Source organism: Gilliamella sp. B2889, assembly GCF_026536885.1.
In the GTDB taxonomy this organism is placed as follows: Bacteria; Pseudomonadota; Gammaproteobacteria; order Enterobacterales; family Orbaceae; genus Gilliamella; species Gilliamella apicola_E.
Genome location: NZ_JAFNNF010000003.1, coordinates 362,627 through 381,871 on the forward strand (window position 1 = coordinate 362,627; position 19,245 = coordinate 381,871).

Annotated in this window: 15 protein-coding genes and 5 tRNA genes; 15 read left to right on the plus strand and 5 right to left on the minus strand. The window is 34.8% G+C overall.

Features of this window, described 5'->3' with window-relative positions:
• Positions 1-78: 78 nt before the first annotated feature.
• Positions 79-1,083, minus strand: a complete 1,005-nt coding sequence (locus J3U09_RS06620) for a substrate-binding domain-containing protein (protein WP_065562192.1) — start codon at positions 1,081-1,083, stop codon at positions 79-81.
• A gap of 330 nt (positions 1,084-1,413) precedes the next feature.
• Entirely contained in the window at positions 1,414-3,531 is a 2,118-nt protein-coding gene (locus J3U09_RS06625) for an alpha-galactosidase (protein ID WP_267331245.1), read from the minus strand.
• A 226-nt stretch (positions 3,532-3,757) separates the two neighbouring features.
• Here J3U09_RS06625 and J3U09_RS06630 point away from each other — a divergent pair, with 226 nt between their 5' ends.
• The 7 genes from J3U09_RS06630 to J3U09_RS06660 all read left to right on the plus strand — a co-directional run bounded on the left by J3U09_RS06630 (position 3,758) and on the right by J3U09_RS06660 (position 6,127).
• Positions 3,758-4,366 (plus strand): TIGR04211 family SH3 domain-containing protein, encoded by a 609-nt coding sequence (locus J3U09_RS06630; RefSeq protein WP_065562190.1) that lies wholly within the window; start codon positions 3,758-3,760, stop codon positions 4,364-4,366.
• Complete coding sequence (locus J3U09_RS06635) at positions 4,367-5,458, plus strand: multifunctional CCA tRNA nucleotidyl transferase/2'3'-cyclic phosphodiesterase/2'nucleotidase/phosphatase (RefSeq protein WP_324170055.1); 1,092 nt, start codon at positions 4,367-4,369, stop codon at positions 5,456-5,458.
• 117 nt (positions 5,459-5,575) lie between these two features.
• Positions 5,576-5,652 (plus strand) — tRNA-Met (locus tag J3U09_RS06640).
• Positions 5,653-5,689: 37 nt separating this feature from the next.
• A tRNA-Leu gene (locus J3U09_RS06645) sits at positions 5,690-5,774 on the plus strand.
• A gap of 25 nt (positions 5,775-5,799) precedes the next feature.
• Positions 5,800-5,874, plus strand: a tRNA-Gln gene (locus tag J3U09_RS06650).
• 71 nt (positions 5,875-5,945) lie between these two features.
• Positions 5,946-6,030 (plus strand) — tRNA-Leu (locus J3U09_RS06655).
• A 22-nt stretch (positions 6,031-6,052) separates the two neighbouring features.
• Positions 6,053-6,127, plus strand: a tRNA-Gln gene (locus J3U09_RS06660).
• 115 nt (positions 6,128-6,242) lie between these two features.
• Here J3U09_RS06660 and J3U09_RS06665 read toward each other — a convergent pair.
• From J3U09_RS06665 to J3U09_RS06675, 3 genes are all read right to left on the minus strand, one after another.
• The gene (locus J3U09_RS06665; protein ID WP_141673907.1) at positions 6,243-7,652 is read right to left on the minus strand and encodes a hypothetical protein; all 1,410 of its coding nucleotides are present in this window, start codon (positions 7,650-7,652) and stop codon (positions 6,243-6,245) included.
• Positions 7,653-7,942: 290 nt separating this feature from the next.
• Entirely contained in the window at positions 7,943-8,743 is an 801-nt protein-coding gene (locus tag J3U09_RS06670) for a YdgH/BhsA/McbA-like domain containing protein (protein ID WP_267357582.1), read from the minus strand.
• Between the two features lie 311 nt (positions 8,744-9,054).
• On the minus strand, positions 9,055-9,627 hold the full coding sequence (locus J3U09_RS06675) for an NUDIX hydrolase (protein WP_267357583.1): 573 nt from the start codon (positions 9,625-9,627) through the stop codon (positions 9,055-9,057).
• Positions 9,628-9,794: 167 nt separating this feature from the next.
• Here J3U09_RS06675 and J3U09_RS06680 point away from each other — a divergent pair, with 167 nt between their 5' ends.
• From J3U09_RS06680 to era, 8 genes are all read left to right on the plus strand, one after another.
• Positions 9,795-12,266, plus strand: coding sequence for a class I adenylate cyclase (locus tag J3U09_RS06680; protein ID WP_267357586.1), 2,472 nt, complete (start codon positions 9,795-9,797; stop codon positions 12,264-12,266).
• 200 nt (positions 12,267-12,466) lie between these two features.
• Entirely contained in the window at positions 12,467-13,039 is a 573-nt protein-coding gene (gene rpoE / locus J3U09_RS06685) for an RNA polymerase sigma factor RpoE (protein WP_065562184.1), read from the plus strand.
• A gap of 47 nt (positions 13,040-13,086) precedes the next feature.
• A complete protein-coding gene (locus J3U09_RS06690; RefSeq protein ID WP_065562183.1) occupies positions 13,087-13,644 on the plus strand; it encodes an RseA family anti-sigma factor in 558 nt (185 codons plus the stop codon).
• Positions 13,645-13,743: 99 nt separating this feature from the next.
• Positions 13,744-14,640: a MucB/RseB C-terminal domain-containing protein gene (locus J3U09_RS06695; protein WP_267357588.1), complete on the plus strand. Its 897-nt coding sequence runs from the start codon at positions 13,744-13,746 to the stop codon at positions 14,638-14,640.
• Between the two features lie 139 nt (positions 14,641-14,779).
• On the plus strand, positions 14,780-16,576 hold the full coding sequence (lepA, locus tag J3U09_RS06700; RefSeq protein WP_065562181.1) for a translation elongation factor 4: 1,797 nt from the start codon (positions 14,780-14,782) through the stop codon (positions 16,574-16,576).
• 20 nt (positions 16,577-16,596) lie between these two features.
• A complete protein-coding gene (gene lepB, locus J3U09_RS06705) occupies positions 16,597-17,595 on the plus strand; it encodes a signal peptidase I (RefSeq protein WP_065562180.1) in 999 nt (332 codons plus the stop codon).
• Between the two features lie 2 nt (positions 17,596-17,597).
• Positions 17,598-18,275, plus strand: coding sequence for a ribonuclease III (gene rnc / locus J3U09_RS06710; protein ID WP_370632544.1), 678 nt, complete (start codon positions 17,598-17,600; stop codon positions 18,273-18,275).
• Positions 18,272-19,177 (plus strand): GTPase Era, encoded by a 906-nt coding sequence (era, locus tag J3U09_RS06715; RefSeq protein WP_065562179.1) that lies wholly within the window; start codon positions 18,272-18,274, stop codon positions 19,175-19,177. The genes rnc and era overlap by 4 nt, the downstream gene beginning before the upstream one ends.
• The last annotated feature ends 68 nt before the right edge of the window (positions 19,178-19,245 follow it).

The following is a 19,245-nucleotide window of genomic DNA, read 5'->3' on the forward strand; positions in this document are numbered from 1 at the left end:
TTATTTTTATAATTTTAATTTTTTATGTATGCGATTACATTGGTAGGTATACTTTGATTAATTTATATTTTGTATCAATTATTCAATTGGATAGACTGAATACCGTTTAGAGAGGGTGGGCGTATATATATTAATTAAATTTGCTGAAGGTGCTTCGCCTTTTGCCAAGCATAATGCCAGTTCCGCAGCTTGTTCAGCCATTGTATGAAGTGGGTAACGGATGGTGGTTAATTTTGGATGTAAATAGCGCGCAAGTAGCAAATCATCAAATCCAATAATGGAAATTTCTGCTGGAATTTTTATGTCGTTATCATATAACACTGACATTGCACCAGCGGCCATTGAGTCGTTATAACAGGCAATTGCGGTAATTTCTCGATTACGTTCCAATAGTGACATCATTGCTTGTTCTCCTCCTTCTTCATTAGGTGAGGAGAAGGCAATAAAGTTTTCATTAACATCAATATTGTGTTCAATTAATGCATCTTTATAGCCTTGTAACCGATCGGACGAGTCAGAAATTTCATGGTTAGAGCATAAATATCCAATTTTAGTATGTCCATGCTGGATTAAATGTTTTACGGCTAGATATGAACCATAACGGTCATCTAGAGCAATACAACGCTTTTCAAAACCTTTCAATAGCCGATTGATTAATACCATCCCTGGCACTTGCTCCATTAATTTTATCAATCTGCTATCGGGTAACATTTTTGCATGAACAACTAGTGATGAGCAGCGATGCTCTATTAAGTGAGTTATTGCATTATATTCTTGTTGTTCATTATGGTAACCATTACCAATTAGCAAAAAATGTCCTGTTTTGGATGCAACTCTTTCTACCGTGCTAACCATAGCACCAAAAAATGGATCGGATACGTCAGCCACAACAATTCCAATAGTATTAGAGTTTTGTTGTGATAATGCACGAGCATTAGCATCAGGATAATAACTTAATTTTTCCATGGCTTTTTTTACGGTTTCGCGTGTGGTATCACTAACGTTTTCGGCGTTGTTAATCACTCGCGAGACTGTCGCAACAGAAACTTTAGCTAAATGTGCAACATCTTTTATTGTCGCCATAAAAAAAACCTTTTAAATTATTACCGTAACTTTTTTAAAGTTTATTATTAGTTTTGTGTTGGTATCAAGTTAAGTAGAACTGTTAATAACTAAGCCAAAAATGATTCATAATGAAGTTATGAAATATTACAGAATACGTTCTTACTTATCTTAAATAGTTGATACAGATATCTGCTCACTTTTATGACTTAATGTATGATAATAAAGCAAAATTTTGGCTTTGCCAACAAAGCATTGACGCCTGAATCGTTTCAGTTGTAATTTATTAATAAGGGGAATGATTAATTGACTAAATTCCCCTCAAATTAGTTAAATTTTAACCAGTTCGTACTATTTTGCCGTAACTTTTATTAACATTGCGGTAGCAGGATCGAGTACAGGTAATGGTAAGCCGATATTCATTAACCAATCTCCTGACAGTGTGGTATCGGTTGTCATCCATTTTGGAAATGATTTCATGGCGTGACCATTTACTTTCGGATCAATGTGATCAGGTAGATCTAGAATTTCGATTTTGTATTGCTTATCAGCTAATAATCCAACTAAGCGTAAGTTACCACTTAATGCATAAGTCGGTAATGCCAATTGCGCTATAATAAATGCTGCTTCTTTTTTATCCTGACTGACCACACCATAGCTTTGCATAGCTGCGCTATCATCAACATCTAAACGAACACTATTACCACTATGCAATAATGGGCGTAGCTGTTTATGTAAACGGATATAATGTGTAAAACCTTTTTGTTCTTCTGCCGATTCTTTCACGGGATCGAGCTCAACACCCATATGTCCAAATAATGCTGTTAAACCTCGTAAATTCATATCTAATTCACGATAGGTGGTGTGACAAGTTTTGCCGCCGATATGAGCACCCATTACCTCAGGTGGGAAGAAGTAGCTCATACCTCGTTGTATGATTTGTCTATCTAATGCATCATTCGAATCTGAGGCCCAAAAACGTTGAGTACGTTTTAACACTTCAAAATCTATACGACCACCACCAGAAGAACATGATTCAATTTCAACATTAGGATATTTTTCTTGCAGAATATCCATTAAACGATAAACCGCATTAGTTTGTCCAACTACAGCTGGGTGACCTTCGTGGCCTGCCTGAACAATTTCTCTATTCATATCCCATTTAATATAGTCAATATCATAACTACCGAGTAGCCAATTTAATCTTTCGAGTAGATAATCAAATACCGCTGGATTTTGTAAATCAAGTAAGTATTGATGACGGCCTTCAGGTTGATTGTAGCCAGGTAATTCAAGTAACCAATCAGGATGTGCTCGATAAAGATCAGAGTTTTTACTGATCATTTCTGGCTCAACCCAGATACCAAATTCCATTCCTTGTTTTTTTACATGTTTGATAACTGGTTCAAGTCCTTTTGGATATTTGCGTTTATCTAAATACCAATCGCCTAATGCTTGATAATCATCATCACGTTTGCCAAACCAACCATCATCAATGATAAAACGTTCAACACCCAGTTGTGCTGCTTTTGTCGCCATTTTCATGATGTAATCTGGGTTGTGATCGAAGAAGATTCCTTCCCAAGTATTAAGATGGACAGGACGAGGTTTATCGTTTGCGAAATGAATAATATTTTGGCGTAAAAATTGATGGAAATGCTGGCTCATCTTATTTAAGCCTTCATTACTATAGGTTGCATAAAGCCAAGGAGTACTTAAAGTTTCACCTTTAGCTAATGATATTTCTCCAGCAAGATAAAGCGCTTCGGCTTGGATGAAGCGCTTACCATTACTTTTCACTGCAACTTGGATACGATGATTACCACTCCAACCTAAATGGATACCCCAAACTTCACCAGTTTGTTCTTTAAATCCATCGGTACCAACTACCATACCCGGAAAGTATTCGTGTGAAGTACGACCACGGCGGTTTTCTTGCAGGTATCCACAATGTTCGATTTTTGTTCTGTGAGGGAAGAACTCCTTAATCCAACGACCACTAAATGCCATTAATTCTTGTGCACGTTCAGGAATTGGTAATGTTACAGATAAACGGTTGACTTGATATGGTTCTTTACCTAGATTAGTCAGACTATTTTGACATTGTAATACACCGGTTTCATCTAAAATCAGCTTACTAGTCAAACGAAGTTTTGCAATACTATCTTCACTAATTATAGTTATATCATTTTTTTTCTTGGTTACTTTTTTGGTAACAAAAACTGGTGACCAATCTTTACCATTTCGATGACCTTCTAGTCCTGGAGTGCTAAAGTTTCCTACTCCTTCCTCAGGACAAAGGGTGAACGGGACATCGATATCAATACGTGAATTGGGTACAGCAGGTATAAGCATATCGATATCATCAAGATTTACGTTTTGTAATCGTTTACCAAAATAGCATAGTTCAGCATAAGGTTGGGTGCGTAAGATAATATCTATATCGCGGGTTCTAAGATGGCAATTCATATTCTCTCCAAAGGTTAATCACTTTTCCGATATAGAATAATAATAATTTTCATTAATTAATATGATTAATTTTTAATTTTGTGATTAAGATCTCAATTAATGTAATCGTTTTCATTTTGTTTTTCTAAAATGGTTAATTAAGCAATTTTTATTGCAAATGGTTGTGCGAAAAGGCAGTATTTTGTGTTATTATGATTTTTAATCATGGGTGAAATTTTAAAATATTATGAAAAATATTATTACTTTATTTTCTTTAATTACGCTGGTTTTTAGTGTTGAAGCAGCAGATAAATATGTGACTGAAAATGTTGATATTTATCTTCGCCGCGGTCCAGGTTCTCAATATGCCTATACGAATGCAGTTAAAGCAGGGGAAAAAGTTGCAGAACTAGAGAAAAGCGCTGACGGTAAATACACCCGGATACAACTTCCTAACGGTAGCTCGGCTTGGATTGAATCAAATAAACTAAAAGATCAACCTAGCCTTAAAGTACTTGTCCCAACGTTAGAGTCAAAACTTGCGGAATATAAAGATAAGGTTGATAACGCAGAGCAGTATAGACAAAATGCTATCAATGATTATTCCGAAAAATTAAAACAAGCCGAACAAACAATTGAAAGCCTACAAGCTAGAAATAAAGAATTAGAACAAATCAATAAATCACAAGACACTAAACTTGAATCAATGCTAAATCAAGTTGATGATAAGCGACGAGACCTTATTGTTACTTGGTTTACTTATGGTGGCTTAGTAGCTGGTGGTGGATTCCTATTAGGTTTAATTTTGCCAGCTATTATGCCGGGGCGCCGCAAAAAAGATCGCTGGATGCGCTAAATGAGCAAATTCTATCTTGTTGGCGGTTCTGTTCGAGATAGATTATTACATCTTCCTCTTGTTGATCGAGATTGGGTTGTAGTTGGTTCTACACCCGATGAGCTTTTAGCTCTAGGTTATCAACAAGTTGGTAAAGACTTCCCTGTCTTTTTACATCCCATAACTAAAGAAGAATATGCCTTAGCTCGAACCGAGCGAAAATCGGGTAAAGGCTATACTGGATTTATTTGTGACTTTAGTAAGGATATTACCTTAGAGCAAGATCTTATCCGCCGAGACCTGACTATTAATGCTATTGCCATGGATGAAGATGGTAATCTTGTCGATCCTTATCATGGTATTGATGATATCAAACTTAAATTATTGCGTCATGTTTCCCCTGCGTTTAGAGAAGATCCTTTACGAGTGTTACGAGTTGCTCGATTTGCTGCTCGTTATTATCATTTAGGTTTTAGAATCGCATCTGAAACTCAAAAGTTAATGGAAGAGATGGTTTTAGCTGGTGAAATAAATACTCTAACTCCAGAGCGTGTTTGGAAAGAGACCGAGAAGGCATTAGCAAGTTCCGATCCACAAGTTTATTTTCAAGTGTTAAAACAATGTGGTGCTTTGGCGATATTATTTCCATCATTAACTCTTTCTTATACTGTTGCAGATGCATTAAAGAAATCAACTTTATTAACCGATGATTTAACGGTTCGTTTTGCAGTATTATTTGGTGAATTAACAACTGAAGCAGAAAAACTTTGTTCACAAATTAAAGCACCAAATCAATATACAAAATTAGCGATAATGGTGCAGCAATACCGTCTTAAAGTTGAAAACGTGACACAATTAACAGCTGAACAAATTATTGATTTATTCAATCGAATAGATGTTTGGCGTAATCCTCATCATCTTAATCAATTAATTATTGCTAGCCAATCTTATGCTAAAACAGAATCATTTCCACAAGCAAAGTACCTAGAAAGGGCATATAAATTAGCTCATGGCGTCAATGTTCAAAATATTATTGCTGAAGGTTATAAAGGAAAGTTGATTCAAGATGAGTTACAAAAAAGGCGAATTGAAGCGTTATTAAACGGTATTTGATTGCATCTTAATCAATTGTCACTTTTTTTCAAAATATCTAAAAAAAAGGGTTGACGATTTGCCGTAACACAAGCATAATGCGCCTCGCAGTGTTGGTTATGACGTTGCGAATGAAATGGCTACGTAGCTCAGTTGGTTAGAGCACATCACTCATAATGATGGGGTCACAGGTTCGAATCCCGTCGTAGCCACCATTAAGATTAAGTTATACTTTAACCGAAAGTATATTATGCGGGTGTGGCGAAATTGGTAGACGCACCAGATTTAGGTTCTGGCGCCGCGAGGCGTGGGGGTTCAAGTCCCTTCACCCGCACCATTTAATCTTAATATCTATCCTTTATTGGGGTATAGCCAAGCGGTAAGGCAGCGGGTTTTGATCCCGCCACGCCCAGGTTCGAATCCTGGTACCCCAGCCATTCCAATCTGCAAATTTTGATATCTATTAGCTAATCTGTTTTGCTTTTTACATTCTTAGTTATTCCTTTTCACGGGTATGGCGGAATTGGTAGACGCGCTAGATTCAGATTCTAGTTCCGAAAGGTGTGCGAGTTCAAATCTCACTACCCGTACCAGATATCTTTTCTCCTTTATAATTGGGGTATAGCCAAGCGGTAAGGCAGCGGGTTTTGATCCCGCCATGCCCAGGTTCGAATCCTGGTACCCCAGCCATTAAGACCTAACTTAATACTTTAGTTTGCTGTCGAGAAATGAATTAATGTGCAGTCAAACTTAAAAGTAATAATCATCGCACTTTAATCTACAAGCGCAATGATTAGAACAATTATTATTTAAGTACACAGACGAAATTTAATTCATTATTTTTGGGTTGCCACTCAATCGCTCCTATAGTTGTACCAACAGTATATTGGTTGGTAGCATCTCGTTCATCAGATGTCCAATATAGATGACCTTTAGGAAAATGGTTACCTGGGTAGGTGTGGTGATAAAGTTTTCCTTCGTTTGTTACATTACCCCATTCTCCTAGAAGGCTATTACCAATCCTACGATAATAGTGATTAGTTGTAATAGCCAAACAGTTATCAGAATTATTATCTGACTTACATGGACCATTGGTTATAAGGTTTTGGTCGCTATTGGTCAAATCCTCAATAGTAGGAACAACATATTTACCATTGCAAACACTTGCGCTTTGGTTGTAATGGTAAACATCTTGGCTTGGCGATGTGAACCATTTCTTAATCGTAAACGTGTATATATCTTCGCCATCAGATTTTATGGTAAAGGTAGGATTTACATCCGTTGCTTCACCTGTCAATTTTACTTGAAGCCCTGTATTAATTAGATGACTATCTATATCACCAACAGTAATTTGGTTTATTTCTATATTCACGCCTTTTGAACTATTTGATGATGTTATCGTCGATAAATCAAATGGTGCTCCAGCTATAAACATAAGGAATCGGGCTTGATCAAATCCCGTTGTTGGAAACCCACCAGAACTTACTTTATTGACGAAACCAGAATCAATAACGTGTTGATTAGCATCCCCCCAAGTTAAATAGACCCAATCACCAGTATAATCCCGATTTTCGAAGAGGAATGAATGCACAATTGATGGACGATTGGCACAAACAGTTGGTTTGATTGCATTGTAAATCAAAAAATCTTTTTTAGCTTCGGGATAAACTTTATAATTTGGAACACCATATTGCGTTACTAAAGCAATAGAGCCTGAAATTCTAATATAAGGGCTCCAACCTAATCTTGCCAACTCACAAAAAGTTCTGTTTCTATCTGATTCAAGTAATAAATAGGATTTATTATCATAGCGATAGAACCAGTCTATTTTAAATCCCCCATCGGGTGGGGTTATTTGAGTTATACTGTCTCCATCATCATCAGCAACCAATTGACTGTCAACCGGATTAGACATGGAAAAAGGTATCATTGTACCATCAAGACCATAATTAGATTTTAACGATGTCAATAATTGATTTGGAGTGGTGGCATTGGGATCAACTTGAGGGAAATTGATATTTTTTAGTTGACGATTTAGGTCATCGATTCCTGTAAAAACCTGAGATTGGAATTTTATCCCAAAATATTGGAAGTTTTGTTGATCATACTCTCGGGAACCATTAACACCAACCGCATCAGGATCGATAAAATATGGGCGATTGCCATTAATAGATTGTGCTGTGACTGCTACCAGTGCAAAAGCTAAATTACTCATTAAAAATATCGAACTTGTTAATAAAACTATAAACCTTATTGAAAATTGAGAAAACTTTTTAAATTTAAATCCTTTCAATAACATCATGTTACCTTACCTTATTATTCTTAAATTTAATAGAAAGATACAATCATTACGTTTCAATTAAGTTGATACTTATTTCAATGTTAAAAATGTGGGAAAATTAATTTATTGATAAAGATATTTTTTATTACTGACATGCAAAAATTGAATAAAAACTATCCATGCGGGAAAAAAAGTTTTACGCATGGACAGCCTTGAAAAAATGATTATCTATATAAATTTACATAAACAGTTTGGGCTGTTTCAGCACGGTTATTAGATATTTCTTTTACATAGTAGAAGTGTGCATCGTTAGCGATAGCATATTTTTGTGCTGCTGCGCTAACTTCGCTGGTATTATTAAATGTTCCATGGAAAACGATTGTTTTATATGGCTTCATGATTTTGAATGCTTCGCTAGTAATTTCATAAGCATCTTGACTTGCGATTGCTTTAGAAATGATAAAGTCACGAACTGGTGCCTCTTTTTTGTATAATGCAACATCAACATCTTGTTCACGATTTTTTACATCATCAGCAATAATTGAATAAACATAAAACGCATAGGCATCTTTTTCAGAAGCGATTTTACTTGCTGCATCTAAAATTTCAGAAGTGTTATTATAATCGCCTTTAAATTTTACGACTGCAAATGGTAAATAATAAAGGGCTTTTGAACGAGGATAAAGCACAACACCGTTGTGAGTAACTTCTTCTTTGCTTACCGCAATAGGTGCATTTGATTTATAAACATCGGCATAAACAATTGCACGATCAGTTGATGTGCCTGTAGAAGGTTGTTCAATACCAGTTATATGATAATATTTAGCACCAACTTCGTCCGCAGCTTTTGATATATCATCTGCTGCATTTTGTGCTTGTAAGTAGCTACCGGTTACAGAGACTTCTTTGAAGGGTATTAAATTATTACTTTCTTCTGCTGTTAATGGTAAAGCCGCATAAATATTGGCAATAGGTAGAGATAATAGTAAAGCTAATGCAATAGATGATTTATTATAACGTTTCATAATAATGTCCTTTGTATTTATGTTATAAAAATAAAAAAACAATCTGTAACGCTTATTCTATGAGGGTATTGCATGAGAGTATGAAAACGAAAAACGCTCTCGGGATCTATCTTTTACTAATTCTTTCAAACAGCTAGATAAAACAATGTGGAAATTGTGGAAAAGAAAAATAACCGTTAAATAGTATATATCAATTAGAATATTTGTGTAGGTATCACTTTAAATTTTTGTAAAGAATATATTTTTAAGCATTTTATGCTAAAGAAATATTGCGATATTAAATAATATTATTTTTGTAATAAATTATCATATTACAGCCAAGCATTTATATTTATGGTGCTTATAAAACAATTAATTATCTGTGCAGTTAATCCCCAAATGACATAATCACCATACTGATAAAAGTGTACATCATGTTGCGATTTCTTTTGCCAATTTGCTGTGCGATTTGGAACTAATTCAAAAGGGAAATTATCATCAGGTTTAAAGCCAACAAACATAGTTGCTTTTTTGGGGGAATGCTCAATAAACCATTCTAATGGAACCGTAAAAACCGACTCAACTTCATCATGATTAATTTGTAAATTATCCAATTTATCTACATGCTCAATTTTTGCAACAAATGGATAAATTATCATGCCTAATGAGGCATAAAATTTAGGTAATTGTCCTAATAGGGTTATTTGATCAAGCGTAATACCCAACTCCTCGAAAGTTTCACGTTTGGCGGTATATTCAGGGCTGATATCCGATAACTCAACTCGTCCTCCAGGAAAACAAATATCGCCTGGTTGCCATTTAAGTTTTTTTGAACGTACCTGAAAAAGCAGGTGCAATTGGTTTTCAATAGTGATAATAGGGATTAACACGGCAGCTTTATTCATGAATTGAAATTGGTTTTTGGTATTTTTCAAAGATTGTGATATTTTTTCTAGGGTGATCATAATATTTATTTCATTTATTTGTAAATTTACATTCTTTTTACGCTATAATAGAAAATTATTGGAGAAATTGTTCGTCAATAGTACATCTGTTTCACCTGAATAATGCTATGCAATACGATATAAATAATATAAAAAAAGAACTTGATGATCTTGCAATACTAAAACACGAACGTGCTCAAAGTGGTATGTCTCTGGAATTTCAGCGTGTCTTTTCATTATTGCCAGTTCTTTTTCATTTTAACCATCCCAATCTGCCAGGTTATGCGGGCGAAGAGACTCCATTAGGTATTGCGTATTATCAACCATCCAATGAAATTGTTGAACAGTTAAAAAATGAGTTCAATTTCAGTGAGGTAAATAAAAAAAATCACGCCAATATTTCAGCATTATATTCAATGGGTAGCACATGTTCCATCGGGCAATCTACCTCATCAGATCTTGATATATGGATCTGTATCGAAAATAGTTTATCTGATGTTAAAAAGCAAGCATTAATAAAGAAGTGCAGATTAATAGAAACTTGGGCTAAAGATCTCGGCATTAAACTTACTTTATTTGTTGTTGACGTCGATCGGTTTATTAACCAACATCATGAATGTCTAATGGGTGAAAACTGTGGATCTGCACAGCACATATTACTACTCGAAGAATTTTACCGTTCAGCCAACCTTTTAGCAGGTAAACGTCTGTTATGGTTTGCGATTCCTTCTGATTTTACAGTCAATGACGTCACTTATCCAACCTATGAAAAATGTGTCCAGGCATTAGTTGTATCGAATATCATCAAACGCGAAGAATGGATTGATTTTGGACCTTTGACGGGTTTATCTGCTGAAGAGTACTTTGGTGCGAGTTTATGGCAACTGTATAAAAGTATCGATTCACCATTCAAAGCAGTATTAAAAACATTATTACTTGAAGCTTATTCTTCGATCTATCCAAAAAATAGGCCTATTGCGTTTGATATGCGTGAATTAATTCAAAAAGGAGAAATCCATTCCCATCACTATCTTGATTCATACTCGATGTTATTGGATAGGATCTCAAACTATTTAACAAAGATTAGAGATTTTCAACGGCTGGAATTAGTTAGACATTGCTTTTATTTAAAAGTGAATGAAAAATTGTCACAAAAAGTAAATTCATCGTCATGGCGACGTGACATATTAAATGAATTTGTACAAAATTGGGGGTGGCAACAATCATTATTGGAAAAATTAGATGCTAGTAAAACTTGGAAAATAGAACAAGTTCGTGAAATACACGAAATATTACTACATACTATGATGACGGGTTATCGAAATTTGCTCAATTTTGGCCGTCGTAACAATTTAGATTCATTGATTAGCCCACAAGATCTAGCAATATTGACTCGCAAATTATATGCCTCTTTTGAAGTTCTTCCTGGTAAAATCTCTACATTGAAATTAAATATTTCTGATAATTTACAGGAAGATGTTTTAACTTTTATCCATGTTAAAGAAGACCGGATTAACCGAGCTGGTTGGTATGTTTATAACCAAAAACCTAAACTCAATTCGATTGTTGGACATCAATATCTAGAATATAGTAAATACTTAGTCAAATTAGTTGGTTGGTGTTACTTTAATGGTTTGATTTCAGATTCAACTCAATTTTACTATTATGATGGTGATGACCGTGATAACAAAAAAATCACCAAACTGATTGAAGATCTGAAAAATTATTTTCCAATTGATGTTCCAACAGCAACAGAAGAACAATTATATGGTCCGTGTGAAATACGCCATTTAGCAATCATATTGAATTTAGAAAACGATCCAACGGTTAATTTAAAGTTAGAAGATGAAATCAGCACTAATGTTCTAAACTATGGTAAGCAAGAATTAAGTTTGGTTAGCTCAATTGATTTGCTTTATCGTAACTCATGGAATGAAATTCGGGTCTTGCATTTTAGTGGTACTTTGTGCGTGCTAGAAGCTATAAAAGCTTTACTCAATCGTATGCACAAAGATGCTGATTTACCCAATTCGGTCGAAATCTTTTGTTATAGTAACCAGCTAAGTAATGAAATTAAAAATCAAATGAAAAGGCTGATGTACAATTGTGTTGATTTGAGATTATCGACAACTAAAAATAATTCAACACAAGTTAAGCCATTGAGAATTGATGGGGCGTCTTGGTATCTATTCTTCGAACGGTTTGGCGTGTCATTCCATCAATTTGAAAGTGCTATTGATTTTTATGGTGCAGTATCAAACAACAAAGTTCAAGGTAGACCGCTAAATATTTTAGATGAAAGTAATGAATTACCTAAAGAGATAGATAGCGTCGCTTATGAAGGTATTATTCAATTCTTTTTTGAAGATACCGCAAATGGATTTGATTTATACATTTTAAACGAGCATAATCAGATCGAAATTTACCGTAATTGTAACGGTACCAAAGAGAACATGGTCAAGGATATTAATGATTTTTATGTATTATCTGATGACCGCTTTACGTTTACCACCAGTAGCTCTGTTAATTTTAATTTACCGCAATTTTACCAAATTACATACAACGATGCTGGTGAACGCGAAATCTTCTTACTAAATTAGTTTTGTTCAAAAAGTATATTAAAAAAGTTGAGGAACGTACTTTTTTAGTATGCAACATGATAAAAAATAAAAGAATTAGCAATGAAAATGAAATTTCTATTAAAATAATGGGAACTTTTTTTAAATTTATGAATCTAACTGTTAGAGTGCACAATTTTGGGCCACACTAATAGTGATAATATAATGAGGGATGGCCTTTAATGGGGGAGCAAATAACAGACCAAGTTTTAGTAGATCGCGTTTTAAACGGAGATAAAAATGCGTTTAATTTACTTGTGGTACGTTATCAAAATAAGCTAGCTCATTTGGTATCACGTTATGTTTTACCTTCTGAAATACCTGATGTTGTGCAAGAAACTTTTATTAAAGCTTATCGTTCATTAAGCTCTTTTAAAGGTGAAAGTATTTTTTATACTTGGTTGTATCGAATCGCGGTTAATACTGCAAAGAATTACTTAACTTCGCAAGGCAGACGACCACCATCTTCGGATATTGATGCAAGTGAAGCGGAAAGTTACGAAGGTGCAGACTCATTAAGAGATGTCGATAACCCTGAAAGTTTAGTTCTTTCTAAAGAAGTTGAAAGAGTAGTATTTGAAGCAATTGAAGCATTACCTGATGATTTAAGAACCGCCATCACACTACGTGAAATTGATGGATTAAGTTATGAGGAAATAGCTGAAATTATGGGTACACCAGTCGGAACTGTGAGATCACGTATTTTTAGAGCACGTGATGCTATTGATGAAAAAATAAAACCATTAATTAGTTAGTGGTTTGAACAAATTAAAATAGGTAGCAAGAAATTAAGGTATCTACTATGCAAATAGAACAGAAGCAGCAACTTTCATTATTGATGGATGGTGAGTTTACAGACGATAACTTTGTTGATGTCGTTAGCCATGATGAAAGTTTGCAATCCTGCTGGCATCGCTATCATATCGCAAGAGAAGCAATGCGAGGAGAATTGCACGGTAGTTCATTAACATTAGATATTAGCAATCAAGTTGCTATGGCGATTGCGGATGATGATTTATACCCACAATTAACAGAGCAACCTTCTCAAGATGAGATTTCAATTCCTAAAGCTGAAAATCTATTTTGGGTGCGAATTAAAGATGTTGTGGCTAAAGTTAGCCAAGTTGGACTTGCTGCTTGTGTTACATTAGCAATTATTGCTGGTGTTCAATATCATCAAGGTCAATCGGACGATGCCAGTGGTGCTCCAACGCTTAATACTGTTCCTATGGGTGTTAATGTAGCTCCTGTTGGTGGAATACAACATAATGACAAGCAATTACTTGAAAAAAGACAATACGATAAAATTAGATTGCTCGTTCAAGATTATGAATTACAAAAAAGGTTAAATGCCCGTTAAATAAAAATGAATTTTCTATTTTCTTTAATAAAAATAAAGCTAAAACAGAGTAATAATTTTATTATTACTCTGTTTTTTATATTGTTTTCTGCCTCAACCATGGCAACAGAAACAAATGAAGCGTTAAATTTATTAAATAAAATGAGTAAAGCGGTGCAAATCAATGATTATCAAATTCATTTTGTATCACAAGATAGAGAACAATTTGGCTCAACTTTTGAATATAATCACTTAGGCGCAGCTAAAAAAGAAAATATTAATGCGCAATTGCTTTATCTTGAAGGTCCAGCAAAAGAGATTATCTTGCATAACAACACCACCAGTTATTTTCAACCTGATAGCCCTTCATTTTCGATTGCTAGTTCTCGCATAACAGAGGCATTTCCTGATGTAATTTATAATGACTTTAATTCAATAGCGAATATTTATGATTTTATTTTATTAGGTAAAACTAGAACGGCAAATCGTGGTGCTCAATTAGTTAAAATAATTGCAAAAGACAAAGATCGCTATAGCTATGTTATATGGATCGATGATGAGACTTTCTTACCATTACGAATAGACTTAATTGATGATGATAATGACATTGTTAATCAATTGAAAGTTGTTGATATCGATATTGATTTCGATGTTAAAAAATTCAAAAATTATATTGATAATCGAACTTACCCAATTTTATTATCAATCGAAAAACAGAATAATTTACTTGATGCTTGGCGCTTAGCATGGTTGCCAAAAGGATTTAAAGAAATAGCGGCGTATAATGTCAATTTTTATAGTTCTGATATTGCAACTAAATTGTTTTCTGATGGCGTATTTTCTTTTACAGTAAATGTCTCTTTAGAGCAAGCAAGTCAACCTAATCAACTTATTCAGCAGGGCGGAAGAACAATATTCTCAACTAATCTGGGTAACAAAAATATTATTATTATTGGTAATTTACCTGAAGGGACAATTGAAAGAATTGCCCAAAATATTGTTGAGAAATCGCCGTAAACCTCTCGATAACACTATGCTTACTGACCATTAATGTGTAGAATGTTTGCTTCTATTTTCGTGATTATTTGACTTGTTATTTATAGCCAATAACACTAACGATAATTAACAGTACATAACTAAAATATAACTTATTGATATGAATAAAAATATCCGCAATTTTTCAATTATTGCTCATATTGACCATGGTAAATCAACGCTTTCTGATCGTATTATCCAAATCTGTGGAGGACTTTCTGATCGTGAAATGGAAGCTCAAGTTTTAGACTCAATGGATCTGGAACGTGAACGTGGTATTACAATTAAAGCACAAAGTGTTACTTTAGATTATCATGCTAAAGATGGCCAAACATATCAGCTAAACTTCATCGATACACCAGGACATGTGGATTTTTCATATGAAGTTTCTCGTTCACTTGCTGCATGTGAAGGTGCATTACTTGTTGTTGATGCAGGGCAAGGTGTTGAAGCGCAAACTCTTGCAAACTGTTATACAGCACTTGATATGGACCTTGAGGTTGTACCAGTACTTAATAAAATCGACTTACCGGCAGCCGAACCTGAAAGAGTGGCAGAAGAGATTGAAGACATTGTTGGTATTGATGCTAGCAATGCAGTAAGATGCTCGGCTAAAACCGGAGTAGGTGTGGTTGATGTGCTTGAACAACTCGTTCATGATATCCCTGCGCCAGAAGGTGATTCGAATGCACCACTACAAGCACTAATTATTGATTCATGGTTTGATAACTATTTAGGTGTTGTATCACTAATTCGTATCAAGAATGGTGAGTTAAATAAAGGTGATAAAATCAAAGTTATGAGTACAGGAATGACTTATAATGTTGATCGCCTAGGGATCTTTACTCCAAAACAAATAGATAAAGACTGCTTGCATTGTGGTGAAGTAGGTTGGGTTGTTTGTGCAATCAAAGATATATTAGGAGCACCTGTAGGGGACACGTTAACTTTAGCAAAATCTCCAGCAGACAAGCCACTACCAGGATTTAAAAAAGTTAAACCTCAAGTATATGCAGGATTATTTCCAACTAGTTCTGATGATTACGAAGCATTTCGTGATGCATTAGGAAAACTAAGCCTTAACGATGCCTCGCTTTTTTATGAACCTGAAAATTCTGGTGCGTTAGGATTTGGTTTCCGTTGTGGTTTCCTTGGTTTATTGCATATGGAAATCATTCAAGAACGATTAGAGAGAGAGTATAATCTTGATTTAATTACTACTGCACCAACAGTAGTTTATGAGGTTTTGACTACTCAAAATGAAATTATCTATGTTGATAGCCCTGCAAAATTACCTGCGGTGAATAACATTCAAGAACTTCGTGAACCTATAGCTGAATGTAACATATTAGTTCCACAAACGTATTTAGGTAATGTAATTACTCTATGTGTTGAAAAGCGCGGTGTACAAACCAATATGGTTTATCATGGTAATCAAGTTGCATTAACTTACGAAATTCCAATGACTGAAGTTGTTTTAGATTTCTTTGACAAACTGAAATCAACTTCACGTGGTTATGCCTCTTTAGATTACAGCTTCAAACGTTTCCAAGTCGCAGACATGGTTAGGCTTGATGTATTAATTAATGGTGAGCGTGTTGATGCATTAGCACTCATTACCCATAAAGACAATGCACCATACCGTGGGCGTGAACTAGTCGAAAAGATGAAAGATCTTATTCCGCGTCAGCAATTTGATATCGCGATTCAAGCTGCAATTGGCAACCACGTCATAGCTCGTTCAACAGTTAAACAACTTCGTAAAAATGTTTTAGCTAAATGCTATGGTGGTGATGTAAGTCGTAAGAAAAAACTTTTACAAAAACAAAAAGAAGGTAAAAAGCGCATGAAACAAGTAGGTAATGTAGAATTACCGCAAGAAGCGTTTTTAGCTATTCTACATGTTGGTAAAGATTAATCAGTTAAAGAGGATAAAAAATGGCTAACTTATTCGCCATCATATTAACAATAGCAACATTCATTACTGCGATCTTTTGGTTTTTAGAGAAGTACCGATGGAAACCTGCTAGACAACGTAAAGTTGAAGAGATTCGTAAGCAAGCTAATGGTGAAATTGATGGTAAAATTTTGGCAGAAGTTGGAAAACCTAAAGGCTGGATTGAAAATTTAGCATCGTTTTTCCCTGTTCTTTTTGTGGTTTTTGTTATTCGATCATTTATATATGAACCATTTCAAATTCCTTCTGGGTCAATGATGCAAACACTATTAGTTGGTGATTTTATTGCTGTTCAAAAGTTTTCATATGGATTACGTGATCCGATCACCAATACTGTCTTAATTTCAACCGGTCATCCAAAACGTGGTGAAATTGCGGTTTTCAAACACCCCAATGGATCTAATATAGATATTATTAAACGCGTTGTAGGTTTACCTGGCGATAAAATTGTCTATTTGTCTAATGAAAAGAAAATTCTCATTTATCCAGCTTGCCAATCAACCGATAATAATTGTGTTGGTCAGCGTTCTGAACCATTAGATTTACATTACACTCAACCACAACCAAGTAATTGGAAAGAAGTGAACGAAATGGGGAAAAACCCAGGCTTTTATACAATAGAACAATATAAAGACAAAGGTATTGTTGATTCTAACTCTAGAATTACATTAGATATGAAAATTCAACAAGAAACCTTAGGTGAAATTACTCACGATGTTCTAACAACGCCTGGAAAAATGGAAGATACAAGTTATTTTTATCATCAAAATGGTCAACCGATAGCAACATGGGTTGTTCCACAAGATAACTATTTTATGATGGGTGATAACCGTGATAACAGCGGTGACAGTCGATATTTTGGCTTTGTCCCTGAAAAAAACTTTGTTGGTCGAGCTACAACTATTTGGATCAGTTTTGAAAAACAACCTGATAAGTGGCCAACAGGAATTCGTTTTAGCCGTATAGGTGGAATCCACTAACTGTGATGAAAAATTTGAATCAACTACAACAAGCTATTGGATATCAGTTTAAAAACACATCTTTACTTCAGTTAGCACTAACTCATCGTAGTGCTAATAAAATGCATAATGAACGCCTTGAATTTTTAGGTGATTCGATATTAAGTTTTGTCATTGCTGATGAACTTTATCATCGATTTCTCAAGCAAGATGAGGGTGATCTTAGTCAAATGCGAGCAAGTTTAGTATGTGGACAGACACTTGCTGAAATGGGAAAAGAATTCAAATTAGGTGATTACCTAATTTTAGGTCAAGGTGAATTAAAAAGTGGTGGTTTTCGTCGTGAATCCATTATCTCTGATGCAGTAGAAGCTATCATTGGCGCTATTTATCTAGATAGTGAAATTGAAAACATTCGCCGCATAATTTTATCTTGGTATCAAAAACGCTTAGATGAAATTCAACCTGGTATTAAGCAAAAAGATGCTAAGACACGTTTACAAGAATATTTGCAAGGTATACGACATGAAAGACCATGTTATTTAATTCTTGAAGTTACTGGCGACAATCATGAGCAAGAGTTCTTAATTCAATGTAAAATTGAAAACGATGATCACCAATACTTAGGGCGAGGTTTAAGCCGTCGCAAGGCTGAACAAGCCGCAGCTCAAGAAGCATTAAACCAATTAGGAATAAAATGACAGAATCAAAACAACATTGTGGATTTGTTGCCATAGTTGGAAGACCAAATGTCGGCAAATCAACACTATTAAACCAACTACTTGGTCAAAAAGTATCAATCACCTCACGTAAAGCGCAAACAACGCGTCACCGTATTGTCGGAATTGATACCCAAGGCGATGATCAAATTATCTATATTGATACACCCGGTTTACATATTGAAGAAAAAAGAGCGATTAATCGCTTAATGAATCGTGCCGCTAGCAGTTCAATTGGTGATGTTGAATTAGTTATTTTTGTCGTGGAAGGAACCCACTGGACTGAAGATGACGAAATGGTTGCAGGCAAACTCAAAGATTGCAAGGCACCTATACTGTTAGTTATCAACAAAATTGATAATGTAACAGATAAAACCCAACTGTTACCACATATCCAAGAAATTAGTCAAAAAATTAACTTTTTAGATGTTGTGCCAATTAGTGCAGAAAAAGGTGAAGGGATTGACATCATCAAAGATATTGTCAAAAAACATTTACCCGTTGGTGAACACCACTTTCCTGAAGATTATATCACTGACCGATCACAACGATTTATGGCTTCAGAAATCATCCGAGAAAAACTAATGCGTTTTTTAGGTGATGAATTACCTTACTCGGTTACGGTTGAAATTGAACAATTTAAAGTTGATGAACGTACTGGCATGTACCGCATTAATGGCTTAATCCTAGTTGAACGCGATGGACAAAAGAAAATGGTCATTGGCAACAAAGGTGAAAAAATCAAAAAAATCGGTATTGAAGCCCGTAAAGATATGCAACTTTTCTTTGATAACAAAGTTCATTTAGAATTATGGGTTAAAGTCAAAGCTGGTTGGGCTGATGATGAGCGAGCATTACGTAGTTTAGGTTATAGTGACGATTAATCTAACTCTTTAAAAAATCAGGCAAAAGTTTGCCTGATTTTTTTATCTACTTGCAGTAGATTGATATT

Coding starts and splice junctions, on each gene's coding strand:
- lepB (WP_065562180.1), top strand. CDS start 16,597: ATGGCTAACTTATTCGCCATCATATTAACAATAGCAACATTCATTACT.
- J3U09_RS06675 (WP_267357583.1), bottom strand. CDS start 9,627: ATGAATAAAGCTGCCGTGTTAATCCCTATTATCACTATTGAAAACCAA.
- J3U09_RS06635 (WP_324170055.1), top strand. CDS start 4,367: ATGAGCAAATTCTATCTTGTTGGCGGTTCTGTTCGAGATAGATTATTA.
- era (WP_065562179.1), top strand. CDS start 18,272: ATGACAGAATCAAAACAACATTGTGGATTTGTTGCCATAGTTGGAAGA.
- lepA (WP_065562181.1), top strand. CDS start 14,780: ATGAATAAAAATATCCGCAATTTTTCAATTATTGCTCATATTGACCAT.
- J3U09_RS06620 (WP_065562192.1), bottom strand. CDS start 1,083: ATGGCGACAATAAAAGATGTTGCACATTTAGCTAAAGTTTCTGTTGCG.
- J3U09_RS06690 (WP_065562183.1), top strand. CDS start 13,087: ATGCAAATAGAACAGAAGCAGCAACTTTCATTATTGATGGATGGTGAG.
- J3U09_RS06665 (WP_141673907.1), bottom strand. CDS start 7,652: ATGAGTAATTTAGCTTTTGCACTGGTAGCAGTCACAGCACAATCTATT.
- J3U09_RS06670 (WP_267357582.1), bottom strand. CDS start 8,743: ATGAAACGTTATAATAAATCATCTATTGCATTAGCTTTACTATTATCT.
- J3U09_RS06625 (WP_267331245.1), bottom strand. CDS start 3,531: ATGAATTGCCATCTTAGAACCCGCGATATAGATATTATCTTACGCACC.
- J3U09_RS06695 (WP_267357588.1), top strand. CDS start 13,744: ATGGCAACAGAAACAAATGAAGCGTTAAATTTATTAAATAAAATGAGT.
- rpoE (WP_065562184.1), top strand. CDS start 12,467: ATGGGGGAGCAAATAACAGACCAAGTTTTAGTAGATCGCGTTTTAAAC.
- J3U09_RS06680 (WP_267357586.1), top strand. CDS start 9,795: ATGCAATACGATATAAATAATATAAAAAAAGAACTTGATGATCTTGCA.
- J3U09_RS06630 (WP_065562190.1), top strand. CDS start 3,758: ATGAAAAATATTATTACTTTATTTTCTTTAATTACGCTGGTTTTTAGT.